This window comes from Puniceibacterium sp. IMCC21224 (assembly GCF_001038505.1).
Taxonomy (GTDB): domain Bacteria; phylum Pseudomonadota; class Alphaproteobacteria; order Rhodobacterales; family Rhodobacteraceae; genus Puniceibacterium.
Window position 1 is genome coordinate 2,991,586 of record NZ_LDPY01000001.1, and the last position, 12,597, is coordinate 3,004,182.

A 12,597-nucleotide genomic window follows, 5' to 3' on the forward strand; every position below is an offset into this window, starting at 1 on the left:
CATGCTCAAGACCCGGATCATTCCCTGCCTCGACGTGGCCGACGGTCGCGTGGTCAAAGGCGTGAATTTTGTTGATCTGCGCGATGCCGGTGATCCGGTCGACGCCGCGCGTGCCTATGATGCCGCCGGCGCGGACGAGATTTGCTTTCTCGACATTCACGCCACACATGAAAATCGCGGCACCATGTTCGATGTTGTCACCCGCACGGCTGAACAATGCTTTATCCCGCTCACGGTCGGCGGCGGCGTCCGCAGCAGCGCCGATGTCCGCGCGCTGCTGCTGGCCGGGGCGGACAAGGTCAGTTTTAATTCCGCCGCTGTCGCCGACCCCGATGTGGTCGCCACCGCTGCAAATCAGTTCGGCAGCCAGTGCATCGTCGTCGCCATCGATGCCAAAACCGTCGCCCCCGGAAAATGGGAAATCTTTACCCACGGTGGCCGCCGCGCGACAGGCATCGACGCCGTGGAATTCGCAAAAACTGTCGCGGCCAAGGGGGCAGGCGAAATTCTGCTAACGTCAATGGACCGCGACGGCACCCGTTCTGGCTTCAACCTGCCGCTCACCCGCGCCATCAGCGATGCAGTTTCTGTCCCCGTCATTGCCTCGGGCGGCGTTGGTACGCTGGATCATCTGGTCGAAGGTGTGACCAAAGGCGGCGCCTCTGCCGTGCTCGCCGCGTCGATCTTTCACTTTGGCGACTTCACCATTCACCAGGCCAAGGCGCATATGGCCGCCGCAGGCATCCCGATGAGGCTGACATGACACTCGACGACCTCGCCGCTACGATCAAAGCTCGCGCTCAAGCCGACACAGACAGCAGCTGGACCGCCAAGCTGCTGGCCAAGGGCCCTGAGAAATGCGCCGAGAAATTCGGTGAAGAAGCGATCGAGGCGATCATCGAAGCCGTCAAGGGTGACAAAACCCGCCTCACCTCCGAGGCCGCGGATGTCTTGTTTCACCTGCTGGTCATGCTGCAATCGCGCGACGTTGCTCTGGCGGATGTGATGGCCGAACTGGCGCGCCGCCAGGGCACATCGGGTCTTACCGAAAAGGCCGCGCGGCCCGCACCCTGACGGGACGGCGGGTGGGGCGCCTTTCGGTTCACCGAAACAGCGCCAACCCCGTCACAACTTGGACGATATGACCCCGGTGGCAAAGCCGCCCATCCGCAACTCACCAAACAGCCGCTGATATTCGATCTTGGGACAGCGATTCATCACCACATCCACGCCGCGCGCCTCTGCCCTCTCTGCGGCAGCCTGGTTCACGACCCCGATCTGCATCCAGATCGTCCCGAGTGCCGGAAACGCCTCTAACGCCTCATCGACAATCGGCGGCACCGCGTCAGAGCGGCGAAAGATATCCACCATATCCACCGACTCGGACACATCCCGCAGCGACGCCCTGACAATCTGACCAAACAGCCGCTCGCCTGCATGGACGGGATTTACCGGGATCACGGTATACCCCTTGAGCCCCAGATACCGCGCCACGTAATATGACGGGCGCGCAGGATTCATCGAAACTCCAACCACGGCGATCACCCGCGTGCGAGTCACTATATTCTTCAAAAATCTGTCGGTATACATCATGGTCTGACGCTACTGCGGACCGCGTCCATACAAAAGCAGCCAGAGCGAAAAAAGCGCCCAGACCATCGGGCCTGGGCGCAGTCGCGGAACGAGGGACAGTAGAGGTGTCGCAGGGGTTCCGGTCCTGCGATCCTGACAAAAACATAGGCACAAAAACCACAGTTAAAAGCCCATTCAAGCATATGTGATAATTTCACTTGCTTCGCCATGATCTCTATGTCGCCGCAGCTGCAGCAAAGGGCGGCACATCACTCACACTCTCGTGAATCCGCTCGGACGGGTCCAGCCCGACAACCCGTGTGCGACGCGTCAGGAACAGTTTACCAACACCGCGCCACGTACCGACCGATGGAGCATTCACATCGCAGGAGAATCGTGTGCGCCACCCATCAGGGAGCGGCACATCGCACCCCCCGAGCCGTTCCAACATCCAAACCAATGGAATATTCGAGAGCGCCCGCGCCGCGTCAAAGCCCCCCAACTGACCGCCGATGTCACCATGGGTGCCACGAAACCAGACCTGCTCCATCTGCCCCGGCCAGTCAGGCGGAGAGGTCCAAAGCACCGGCGCATAGGCCGTTCGTGTCTCGTTCAGCGCGAGCGCGTGGAAACCATGCCGCACCGAACGACCCAGCATGTGGTTGTGAAACGCGTGACGCCCCGCGCTGTAGCGACGCAACAGAGACAGCCTCAGGCCCAACGCCTTGACCGTGTCCCAGACGCCGATCATCTCGATCGGCGCTTCGGGATGGCAGTGCGCGGCTGAAAAAGCCTCGGCAGACGGCCCATGCGGATCCATTTGATACAGACGATAGATCTGCCGGATGTTGCTTTCGGTTGCCGCCTGCGGACGCAGCAGGCCGACCTGGTCAATCAGCCCCGCCAGCGACCGCACGGCATAGGCGCCACGCGAATACCCCATCAACACGATGCGGTCGCCCACCCGATACCGCGACGCAAGATACCCATATGCCCGGCGAATCTGCCGGTTTATGCCGCGCCCCACCATGACATCCGGGGTCGTACTCCACGCATCCCACTGTACACCGGCCTCGTAATAAACCGACACCGCACCGCCAACCTCGTGCAGCAGCCGGTAGGTCAGCCCGGCATTGGTTTCAAACCCCGGTGCCAGCGACGACATCGTGCCGTCCAGGATGATCACATGGATGCGCGGACCGCGCACCAGAACCGGAGCGGACTGCCCAGTGGCGAACCGCTGACGCATCCACCCCAGTATCGTGTCACTCAGCCGCGATACGTCCATTCTGCAACATGTCCCATACCCGCTGCGGTGTGAACGGCATATCCACCTGACGAATATCCCGGTCCCACAGCGCGTCCTGCATGGCATTCGCCATCGCGGCCATTGACCCCACGGTCCCGGCCTCGCCGCAGCCCTTCATACCCAAGGCATTGGCGGTCGAGGGTACAACCTCGGTGGCGAATCCGATCATGGGAACATCTTTGGCGCGTGGCATCGCGTAGTCCATAAAACTTGCCGAAAGAAGCTGCCCGGCCTCGTCATAGACCACCTGTTCGGACAGCGCCTGACCGATGCCCTGCACAACGCCACCGTGCACTTGACCTTCGGCCAGCATCGGATTGATAAGGTTACCAAAATCGTCCACCACCGTATAGCGGTCCACCACCACCTGGCCGGTCTCTGGATCGACCTCTACCTCGGCGATATGGGCCCCGTTGGGAAACGAGCGCGCGGGCAGTTGCGCCGTCGCCTTGTGGCTGAGCAGATCGTCGCGCCCCGCCTCGCGGGCCATTGCCGCCACATCCAGTATGGTCGGCGTCAGGTTCGATCCCTCAGCCCGGAACCGGTCGTCGTCAAACCCGATCTCGGATGCGGGGACGCCCATTTCATCCGCCAGAAACGCCGTCATCTTGGTGATGATATCGGCCACCACGACCAACGTCGCATTGGTCTGCACCGTCACAGACCGCGACCCGCCAGTGCCACCGCCGTTGGGAATGAGATCACTGTCGCCCTGCACCACACGAATGCTGTCCGCCGGAATACCGGTCTGATCCGACAGGAACTGCGCAAAGACCGTCTCGTGACCCTGCCCGTTGCTTTGGGTTCCGACATAGATCACGGCGCTGCCGTCCTCTTCAAATGTGACATGCACATCTTCGGAAGGAGACCCCAGAATGCTTTCGATATAGTAACACAGGCCCTGTCCGCGCAGCTTTCCAGCCTTTTCCGATGCGGCCCTGCGCGCTGCGAATCCCGCACGATCCGCGTTCTGGGCTGCACGATCCAGCACACGCTGGAATTCGCCAACATCATAGGTCTCACCCACCTTGGTGTCATAGGGGAACTGATCGGGGCGAATGAAGTTGATGCGCCGCAGCTCCCACGGATCAACGCCCAGATCACGCGCGGCCCGGTCCATCATGCGTTCCAAAAGGTAGATCGCCTCGGGTCGGCCTGCACCACGGTATGCGTCAACCTGGGTGGTATTGGTATAAACTCCCTCAACATGCAGCCAGATCGACTGAATGTCGTACACCCCTGTCAAAACACGGGAAAACAGTTGTGACTGGATCAGTTGCGCAAAGTTAGAGTTATAGGCGCCCAGATTCGACACCGTGTTGACCCGGTATCCGGTGATGCGATGGTTTTCGTCGAACGCCAGTTCACCCAGAGACACCAGGTCCCGCCCGGCATTGTCGCTCAGCATTGCCTCGCTGCGATCCGACATCCAGCCGACTGTGCGCCCCAACACGCGCGCCGCGTGGGCAACGACAAAATACTCGGGATAGGGCATCCCTTTCATGCCGAAACCGCCGCCCACATCCGGGTTGGTCACGCGCACATTTTCGGCCTCAAGCCCCAGCAGGTCGATCAGGTTCTGTTTCAGGCCCCAGACGCCCTGCCCGCCAAAGGCCAAATGCAGACGGGTGCCATCCCATTCGGCGTAGCAGCCGCGCGGCTCCATCGAGTTGACTATGATACGGTTATCACTGACCGTCAGGGCCACGGTGTGCGCCGCCGCATCAAAGGCCGCGGCTGTCGCGGTCTCATCGCCCATGCCCCAATCATAGGCCAGATTGTCCGGCGCTTCGGCATGGATCGCGGTGCCGCCCACCGCCAGATCCACATGCACCGGCAGATCTGAGTAGTCAAAACCGATCAGTTCGGCCGCATCGCGCGCCTGTTGCAGCGTCTCGGCCACGACCACCGCGATTGCTTCACCTACGAATCGGACGCGACCATTGGCCAGCAGGGGCCGTTCGGGGGCAGCCCCCATGGTGCCATCGCGGTTCTTGACCAACGTCGCCTTCATGCCCAGCGTGACGCCACCTGCAACCAGATCCTCAGCCGTCAGGACCACATGCACACCGGGGGCGGTACGGGCCGCGCTGACATCCAGTTCGGTGATTTCGGCATGGGCAACGGGCGAGCGAAACACATAAGACCGCAGCGCACCTTTGGGTGTGATATCTTCGACATAGCGCCCAGCGCCGGTCAGAAACCGCATATCCTCGACCCGTTTTACGGGCTGACTTTTGCCAAACTTGTCCATTGCTTGTCTCCTGACTCTGACGTTCCGTGTTTAGCGCGACATTAGACCGACACGCCCCGGTGTCCAGAGCCAGCGGCGGTCGAGTTTGTCACTGTTCAGATATATCCCGACGCGCCCTGTAGGTGTCGCACCCTCCGCACGCGTTTGGGGCAGACACAAAGGCGGCGTTCAGTGCATTATGCTGGTCTCAGCCCTTGTCGACATCCTCGACCGCGTATTTCTTGAACAATCCGTTCTGGGTAATGAAGAACAAAAAGATCGCCGCTGTCAGGCCGAAGGTCTTGAAATAAACCCACGTTTCGGTGCTCATGCTGCGCCAGATCACTTCGTTCGCCACCGCCAAACCAAAGAACAGCGCCGTGACACGCCGGGTCAGGATCATCCAGCCCTCATCCTCAAGCGGCATCAACCCGGACATGACGTGGCGCAGATAGCTTTGCCCGCGCAGCAGACCAAAGCCCAGCGCGCCGCCGAACAGCACATAGATCAGCGTCGGCTTCATCTTAAAGAACCGTTCATCGTTCAGCCAGACGGACAAACCGCCGAATACCACGATCAGCACCACCGTAACGATCTGCATAATCGCCAGCTTACCAGTCAACCACCACAGGATGCCGGTACAGGCCACAATCACCGGGATGAACCCGGCCGTAACCAGAATAAAGCCTTTGTATTCAGTCCCCGCGATGGTGAACACATCGTCCTTGAGCCAAAGATACGCGGCAAAGAATGCCAGCACCGGCCCCAGTTCGAGGGCGGTCTTGAGCATCGGGTTGATGGGGTCGTTCGACATATGGGTCTCCGATGTCTGAGGCTTGCGTGCCTCTATATGGGGATTCAGCCGCCCAACTCAACAATCACTGCGCCAGCCGCAATCAGCGCCATCAGGGCGATGCGCCTCGGGCCGACCGTCTCGCGCAAAAAGATCCAGCCAATCACCGCCGCAAACACGGTCGAGGTTTCGCGCAGCACCGCCGCCTCGCCGACCTTGTCGAGTCGCGTGGCCAGCATGATCGAGCCAAAGCTGCCAAAGGCGATCACCCCGCCAATCACCCCGCGCAGCAGCAGCGGGCCCGGGGCGGGCCGGTCCGCCATCGCCCGCCAGCGCAGATAGGCGTAGGGCGGCAATGCCACGCCATCAATGACGAAATACCAGGCAAGAAAGGTAAAGGGATCGGCAGAGGCGCGGATGCCATAAGCGTCATAGGTGGTATAAAGCGCGACAAACATCCCGGTCAGCACGGCAAAACCCAGCGCCGCAGGCAGCGTGTCGCGCGCCACTTCCAGATGGCGCAGGTTATAGAGCGCCAGACCAAAGATCCCCGACATCAGCACCGCGACGCCCAACCATTGCACCGCGCCAAATACCTCTCCGAAAATCAGGTAGGCGCCAAACACGGTAAACAGCGGCCCGGTGCCGCGCACCACCGGGTAGACCACCGTATAGGCACCGCGTGTATAGGCCTTGGCCTGGAGGATTTTGTAGATCAGATGGATCACAAACATCCCGACGAATATCGGCCAGAGCTCCGGTTCCGGAAATGGTACAACGAAAAACACCACCGGCAGCGCCATCACGAAATAGCTGGCGTCGATGGCACCGCGCGACAGCCAGGGATCATGACGGCCCTTTTGCAAAGCGCCAAAGATTGCATGCAAAAACGCCGCCAGAAGCGCCAGAACCAAAGCCAGTTGATGTCCGGCCTCTGTACCGTCAAGCGAGATGATCCAGGCGCTCACCTCTGGGGGGCCGCAATTTGGCTGATGATCGGGTCACTTCGTGAAAGAAATTTCATTCTGTTTCAAGACCGGTCAGAGCGGCGGCAAATTCTTCGGGGTCAAACGGCGCCAGATCATCAATCTGTTCGCCCACACCGATTGCATGTATCGGCAGGCCGAATTTGTCGGCCAGCGCCACCAGCACCCCGCCCTTGGCTGTGCCGTCCAGCTTGGTCATCACCAGACCGGTCACATTGGCCAGCTTTTGAAAGGTTTCGACCTGGTTCAGCGCGTTCTGGCCCGTGGTCGCATCCAGCACCAACAACGTATTGTGGGGCGCGTCGGGGTCCTTTTTGCGGATGACGCGGACGATTTTCGACAGCTCTTCCATCAGATCGGCGCGATTCTGCAACCGGCCGGCCGTGTCGATCATCAGCAAGTCAGCGCCATCGGCTTGCGCCTTGGTCATCGCGTCAAAGGCAAGGCTGGCGGGGTCGGACCCTTCGGGCGCTGTCAGCACTGGCACACCGGCGCGGTCGCCCCAGACTTGCAACTGTTCGACCGCAGCGGCGCGAAAGGTGTCCCCCGCGGCGATCACCACCTGTTTCCCGGCGCCGCGAAATTGCGACGCCAGCTTGCCAATGGTCGTGGTCTTGCCCGATCCGTTCACCCCGACAACCAGCACCACCTGCGGCTTGGTCGGATAAAGCGGCAGCGGACGCGCCACCGGCTCCATGATCCGGGCAATTTCAGCCGCGAGCAGCTGCTTGATTTCCTGGACTGACAGTTTGCGCCCATAACGCCCCTCGGCCATGTTGGCAGTCACCCGCAGAGCGGTATCGACCCCCATGTCGGCGGCGATCAGCAGCTCTTCGAGCTGTTCGAGCATATCGTCGTCCAGCGTACGACGCAGCACCGGGCCACTGTCAGTGCGGCCAAAGAGCCGCCCCAGAACACCGGCGGGGCGCCCTTGGGGTTGCGGTGCCGGGTTTTCTTTCGGTGGCGTTTGCGGCGCGGGTGCCGGCGGTGCGACCAACGGAATTTCAACTGGCGGCGCGGGAGGCGTTTCGCTGACCGGCGCGGGAGCCGGATCTTTTGGCACGTCGACCTGTGCCGGTTCGGGCACCGGGAACGGTTCGGGCTGACGCGGCTCGGGCTGACGCGGCTCGGGCTGCCGGGGTTCTGGCACGGCCTCGGGCACCACATCGGGTTCGGCGCTGCCGCCATCCTCGACAATGGCATCCAGCCCCTCTTCGAGCTTTGATGATGATTTGAAAAGCTTGCTCTTGAGCTTGCCGAAAAACGACATGTGGTCTGTCTCCGCCTGATCCCCTCTCACCTACTGCCTGCGGGCCGCAGATGAAAGTGTGAGTTGACGCGGGCACTTCGTTCGGCCCTGATGCGGGTATGTGGCGTGTGATGGTTCTGATTTTGACGATGTGCGCACCGGGGATCGGCAGCGCCGAACCAGGAACGCTATGCAGCTCCGGCAGCTATGGCCCGGTAGAGTGCATCCGACCGTCGCAATTTGTCCATGACACCTGCCAGGCCATCGACCATTTCGCAACCCGACACGGCATAGATCCCGGTTTCTTTGCCCGGCTGATCTGGCAGGAAAGCCGGTTTGACCCTAACGCCCTTAGCCCTGCCCGCGCGATGGGAATCGCGCAGTTCATCGCTTCGACCGCCGTCTTGCGTGGGCTGCGCGACACCTACAACCCAGCCGAGGCGCTAGAACATTCCGCCGAATATCTGGGCGAGATGACGCGCCACTACGGCAATCCCGGACTGGCGGCGATCGGATATAACGGCGGCGAACGGCGCGCCGAGGGGCTGATCGCAGGCACCGGCGCGCTGGCACGTGAGACGGTGAACTACGTGCAAATCATCACCGGCCTGACCGCCGAGACGTGGCGCGATTCGCCCCCCAAATCGCATGATTTCCGCCTGTCCAAGTCCCTGCCGTTTCGCGCCGCCTGTCATGATCTGGCACGCAACCGTCGGCTGACACCCTACCCGCGCCCGGAACCCACGCTCAAACCCTGGGGGGTGCAAGTGGCCTTTGGCACCTCAACCGCTGCGGCGCGGGCCAAGGTGCAGGCGCTGCGCCCCGCCTGCCGCAGCACGCTAAAGGACGAAACCGTTGACTATGTCTATGAGAAAAGCCGCGCCAGCCCGCGCGGCGGCTACTACATGGCCCGCGTCAGTCGCAACAGCCGCGACGACGCCTGGCGCCTGTGCAGCAGGATCAAGGCGCAGGGGTGCATCTGCGCGGTGTATCCGAATGGGTGATGCCGTGGGAACAAAGTACACTCATATCTCATCGCCAAAATGTTTGATCGTCATGCGGATCGGATTTGGCGCGGCCTGACCCAGACCGCAGATCGACGCGTCCCCCATCGCCTGGCACAGCTCTTCCAGCAGCGGTTGGTCCCAGTGTTCGGCCTGCATCAGTTTGACCGCTTTTTCGCAACCCACACGACAGGGCGTACACTGGCCACAGCTTTCATCTTCAAAAAACCGCAGCATGTTGAGCGCCGCATCGCGGGCGGAATCCTGATCCGACAGAACAACAACCGCCGCAGAGCCAATGAACGAGCCGTGCGGTTGCAACGTGTCAAAATCCAGCGGGATGTCATCCATCGACGCAGGCAACAGACCCGACGACGGTCCGCCAGGCTGGTAAGCCTTGAACACGTGGCCGTCGGCCATGCCGCCCGCCGCCTCGATCACGTCAAGGATGTGTGACCCTGCAGGCAGCAGGTAAACACCCGGTGTCGTCACGCGACCCGACACGGAATAGGATCGCAACCCCTTGCGGCCATTGCGTTCGACGCCTGACAGGATTTCCGGCCCCTCGCGGCAGACGGCAGCAATCCAATGGAGCGTCTCAATGTTGTGGACCAGGGTAGGCCGACCAAACACCCCCACCTGCGCCACATAGGGCGGGCGGTGGCGCGGGATGCCGCGCTTGCCCTCGATCGATTCGATCATGGCGCTTTCCTCGCCGCAGATATACGCCCCCGCCCCGCGCCGCAGGTCGATATAGCCCGGTGCCACAACGCCCGCCTCTTCCAGTGCACGAATCTCACGACGCAGGATGTCCAGCACGGCGGGATATTCATCGCGCATGTAGATAAAGGCGGTCTCGGCCTCGACCGCCCAGGCGGCAATCAGCATCCCCTCAAGGAACAGATGCGGCGTGCGTTCCAGGTAATACCGGTCCTTGAACGTGCCCGGCTCGCCCTCGTCCCCGTTCACGGCCAGATAGCGCGGGCCGGCGTTGCCCCGGACAAAACCCCATTTCTTGCCCGACGGAAAACCCGCGCCGCCCAGCCCGCGCAGGCCCGAGGCCAGAATGGTTTCCTGCACCGCCTCCCAATCGCCGTGGTCGCGCAGCTCTGCCAGTTTGGCATAGCCGCCTTCGGCCACATAAGCGGCGTAATCCTCGTAATCGGGGATACGCACGTGGGTGTGATCCGCAGCGATCGCAGCATGGACCTTTTCCGGTGTGGCGTGGTCGATGTGGTTGTGGCCCAGTTCCAACACCGGGGCGGTGTCGCAGCGGCCCATGCAGGGCGCACGCAGGACGCGCACCTCCTCGGCATCCAGTCCTGATGCCAGCGCAGCTTGCAGCGCCTCGGATCCCGCCAACTCGCAAGACAGTGAATCGCAGACCCGGATGGTCAGCTTGGGCGGTGGCGCCTCGCCTTCCTTGATCACGTCGAAATGAGCATAGAAACTGGCGACCTCGTAAACCTCGGCCATGCTCATCCGCATCTCTTCGGCCAGAGCGCGCAGATGCGCCGCACGCAGGCAGCCATGCCCATCCTGGATCAGATGCAGATACTCGATCAGCAGATCGCGACGGCGCGGGGCATCCCCCAGCAAGGTCCGGACCTCAGCCCAGGCCTGATCGTCCAGCTGGCGCCCTTTGGTTGTGTGCCGTCCCTTGCCCTTGCCCGACTTCCACACGCCCTTGCGCTGATCCACTACCATCTCCGGTCCCTTTTTCCCGTGTTTCCGCCACCCTATCCCACCGTGCCGCCGGAGCGACGTCAAAAGCGACGTGAAATCAGAGCGAAACGGCCCTAAATCGTCGCGGTTCCGCCTGATGGGTGTCGGAATTTTCCGAAAGAAGTATCATGTTGAGGTAAGAGCCTTAAGGCAGCCAAAAGGATCGGGCGTGACACGGTTTGTACTCATAACGCTGGGCATGGCTCTGGTGCTCGCGCTGGCCCTGTGTCTGGGCGGGATCTGGCCGCCGCTGGCACTGGGGTATATCACCGTGTTTACATTCCTGATGGACAAAGTGACCGCGCTGGCCGCCGCCGATGCGCCGCAGGGGGCCGAATTCCCGGCGGGTCATGGCCTGTCGACCCTGTTGGGCCTGCTGCATTTCCTATTGCTCTATGGCGGCGTTGCAGTCCTAAGCGACCCGGCGTCCCGCGGTGCGGTGCTGGACCTTGCCGACAAAGTGCTATGCTTTCTCGCGCTAGCGCTGTTTCTGGGCCAGGTCAGCAACTCCAATGCCCATGAACTGATCCACCGCAGCGCGCGTTGGCCGCGCAGGCTGGGGGTGGCGATCTACTGCTCGCTGCTTTTTGGTCACCATGCCTCGGCCCATCCGCGTGTCCACCACGTTCACGCCGCGACCGATGCCGACCCCAACTCGGCGCGTCTGGGCGAAGGGTTCTATGCCTTCGCCCTGCGCGCCTGGACCGGATCGTTTCGCGCCGGGCTGCGGGCCGAACGCGCGCTGCGGGCGCAGCGGCCCGCCGCTACACTGCATCCTTATGCCGCCTACGGTATCGGGGCCGCTGCTTCTGTGACCTTGGCTGCCTTGCTGGGGGGCACCGTCGGCGTGGCCGTGCTGCTCGGACTTGCGGTCTATGCACAGATTCAACTGCTGCTGTCGGATTACGTTCAACACTACGGGTTGCGCCGGTCTTTGCGGGCAGATGGCCGACCCGAACCCGTGGGTCCCGCCCACAGCTGGAATGCCCCGCATGGTTTTTCGTCAGCGCTGATGCTGAACGCGCCGCGCCATTCTGACCATCACGCCCACCCGTCCCGCCCCTATCCAGGGCTCAGCATAAACCGCGACGTCATGCCGATCCTGCCACACTCATTACCTGTCATGGCGGTGATCGCGCTGGCCCCGGCTCTGTGGCGGCGAATGATGGATAACCGGGCACACCACTGGTCTGCGGATGACGCGACACAGAACGCAAAACCGTGAAGCGAGAGCGGTTCCAAGCCCGCGCCGAACATGTCAGGGTAGCGTCATGAGATTTGCCCTTACCGTCCTCGCCACCCTGGCTCTGACCTCCCCTGCAACTGCGCAATCTGTGATGAGCGGATCGCAATTCGAAGCGTACGTGACCGGAAAGACGCTCTACTTCGGCCAAAACGGTGCCTCCTACGGGGTCGAGGAATATTTGCCGGATCGCCGCGTCCGCTGGTCGTTTCTCGATGGGCAATGCAAGGATGGGATATGGTACGAAGAGGCCGACCAGATCTGTTTTGTCTATGACGACAACCCAGCTCCCCAATGCTGGAGCTTTTACCGCGAAGGCACCGGACTGCGCGCAGTGTTCAGAAACGATCAGACGGCAACCACTCTTTACGAGGCCCGCCAGGACGACGATCCGATGCTGTGCTACGGACCCGAGGTCGGGGTCTGACCCGAGGTACCTCCAGCCACCCCGTTGCTCGAACCGACCTCGCTCGCCCCCCAAAT

Annotated in this window: 12 protein-coding genes; 5 read left to right on the forward strand and 7 right to left on the reverse strand. The window is 61.8% G+C overall.

Going from position 1 to position 12,597, the window contains the following annotated elements:
• Position 1 precedes the first annotated feature (1 nt).
• Together hisF and IMCC21224_RS13845 are read left to right on the forward strand one after the other, a co-directional pair.
• On the forward strand, positions 2-763 hold the full coding sequence (gene hisF / locus IMCC21224_RS13840) for an imidazole glycerol phosphate synthase subunit HisF (protein ID WP_047995851.1): 762 nt from the start codon (positions 2-4) through the stop codon (positions 761-763).
• Positions 760-1,074: a phosphoribosyl-ATP diphosphatase gene (locus tag IMCC21224_RS13845; RefSeq protein ID WP_047995852.1), complete on the forward strand. Its 315-nt coding sequence runs from the start codon at positions 760-762 to the stop codon at positions 1,072-1,074. Before hisF ends, IMCC21224_RS13845 begins: the two co-directional genes overlap by 4 nt.
• A 51-nt stretch (positions 1,075-1,125) precedes the next feature.
• Here IMCC21224_RS13845 and IMCC21224_RS13850 read toward each other — a convergent pair whose 3' ends face one another.
• The 6 genes from IMCC21224_RS13850 to ftsY form a co-directional block, all read right to left on the reverse strand.
• On the reverse strand, positions 1,126-1,593 hold the full coding sequence (locus IMCC21224_RS13850) for a CoA-binding protein (protein ID WP_047995853.1): 468 nt from the start codon (positions 1,591-1,593) through the stop codon (positions 1,126-1,128).
• Positions 1,594-1,807: 214 nt separating this feature from the next.
• On the reverse strand, positions 1,808-2,860 hold the full coding sequence (locus tag IMCC21224_RS13855; protein WP_047995854.1) for a DUF2235 domain-containing protein: 1,053 nt from the start codon (positions 2,858-2,860) through the stop codon (positions 1,808-1,810).
• Positions 2,838-5,135 (reverse strand): xanthine dehydrogenase family protein molybdopterin-binding subunit, encoded by a 2,298-nt coding sequence (locus tag IMCC21224_RS13860; protein WP_047995855.1) that lies wholly within the window; start codon positions 5,133-5,135, stop codon positions 2,838-2,840. The genes IMCC21224_RS13855 and IMCC21224_RS13860 overlap by 23 nt, the downstream gene beginning before the upstream one ends.
• A 187-nt stretch (positions 5,136-5,322) precedes the next feature.
• Positions 5,323-5,928: an inner membrane-spanning protein YciB gene (locus IMCC21224_RS13865; protein ID WP_047995856.1), complete on the reverse strand. Its 606-nt coding sequence runs from the start codon at positions 5,926-5,928 to the stop codon at positions 5,323-5,325.
• Positions 5,929-5,972: 44 nt separating this feature from the next.
• The gene (locus IMCC21224_RS13870) at positions 5,973-6,875 is read right to left on the reverse strand and encodes a DMT family transporter (protein ID WP_047995857.1); all 903 of its coding nucleotides are present in this window, start codon (positions 6,873-6,875) and stop codon (positions 5,973-5,975) included.
• A 52-nt stretch (positions 6,876-6,927) separates the two neighbouring features.
• A complete protein-coding gene (gene ftsY / locus IMCC21224_RS13875) occupies positions 6,928-8,163 on the reverse strand; it encodes a signal recognition particle-docking protein FtsY (protein WP_047995858.1) in 1,236 nt (411 codons plus the stop codon).
• Positions 8,164-8,273: 110 nt separating this feature from the next.
• On the opposite strand from ftsY, the gene IMCC21224_RS13880 reads away from it, so the two are divergent.
• Complete coding sequence (locus tag IMCC21224_RS13880) at positions 8,274-9,146, forward strand: lytic transglycosylase domain-containing protein (RefSeq protein WP_082135328.1); 873 nt, start codon at positions 8,274-8,276, stop codon at positions 9,144-9,146.
• A 21-nt stretch (positions 9,147-9,167) separates the two neighbouring features.
• Here IMCC21224_RS13880 and IMCC21224_RS13885 read toward each other — a convergent pair whose 3' ends face one another.
• Positions 9,168-10,853 carry an NAD(P)H-dependent oxidoreductase subunit E gene (locus tag IMCC21224_RS13885; RefSeq protein WP_047995860.1) on the reverse strand — a complete coding sequence of 562 codons (1,686 nt, stop codon included), beginning with the start codon at positions 10,851-10,853 and terminating at the stop codon, positions 9,168-9,170.
• A 187-nt stretch (positions 10,854-11,040) separates the two neighbouring features.
• Between IMCC21224_RS13885 and IMCC21224_RS13890 the strand changes: the two genes are divergently transcribed.
• Together IMCC21224_RS13890 and IMCC21224_RS13895 are read left to right on the forward strand one after the other, a co-directional pair.
• A complete protein-coding gene (locus IMCC21224_RS13890) occupies positions 11,041-12,096 on the forward strand; it encodes an alkane 1-monooxygenase (RefSeq protein WP_156178269.1) in 1,056 nt (351 codons plus the stop codon).
• Positions 12,097-12,142: 46 nt separating this feature from the next.
• A complete protein-coding gene (locus IMCC21224_RS13895; RefSeq protein ID WP_047995861.1) occupies positions 12,143-12,541 on the forward strand; it encodes a hypothetical protein in 399 nt (132 codons plus the stop codon).
• Positions 12,542-12,597: the final 56 nt, after the last annotated feature.

Coding starts and splice junctions, on each gene's coding strand:
- hisF (WP_047995851.1), top strand. CDS start 2: ATGCTCAAGACCCGGATCATTCCCTGCCTCGACGTGGCCGACGGTCGC.
- IMCC21224_RS13845 (WP_047995852.1), top strand. CDS start 760: ATGACACTCGACGACCTCGCCGCTACGATCAAAGCTCGCGCTCAAGCC.
- IMCC21224_RS13850 (WP_047995853.1), bottom strand. CDS start 1,593: ATGATGTATACCGACAGATTTTTGAAGAATATAGTGACTCGCACGCGG.
- IMCC21224_RS13855 (WP_047995854.1), bottom strand. CDS start 2,860: ATGGACGTATCGCGGCTGAGTGACACGATACTGGGGTGGATGCGTCAG.
- IMCC21224_RS13860 (WP_047995855.1), bottom strand. CDS start 5,135: ATGGACAAGTTTGGCAAAAGTCAGCCCGTAAAACGGGTCGAGGATATG.
- IMCC21224_RS13865 (WP_047995856.1), bottom strand. CDS start 5,928: ATGTCGAACGACCCCATCAACCCGATGCTCAAGACCGCCCTCGAACTG.
- ftsY (WP_047995858.1), bottom strand. CDS start 8,163: ATGTCGTTTTTCGGCAAGCTCAAGAGCAAGCTTTTCAAATCATCATCA.
- IMCC21224_RS13880 (WP_082135328.1), top strand. CDS start 8,274: ATGGTTCTGATTTTGACGATGTGCGCACCGGGGATCGGCAGCGCCGAA.
- IMCC21224_RS13885 (WP_047995860.1), bottom strand. CDS start 10,853: ATGGTAGTGGATCAGCGCAAGGGCGTGTGGAAGTCGGGCAAGGGCAAG.
- IMCC21224_RS13895 (WP_047995861.1), top strand. CDS start 12,143: ATGAGATTTGCCCTTACCGTCCTCGCCACCCTGGCTCTGACCTCCCCT.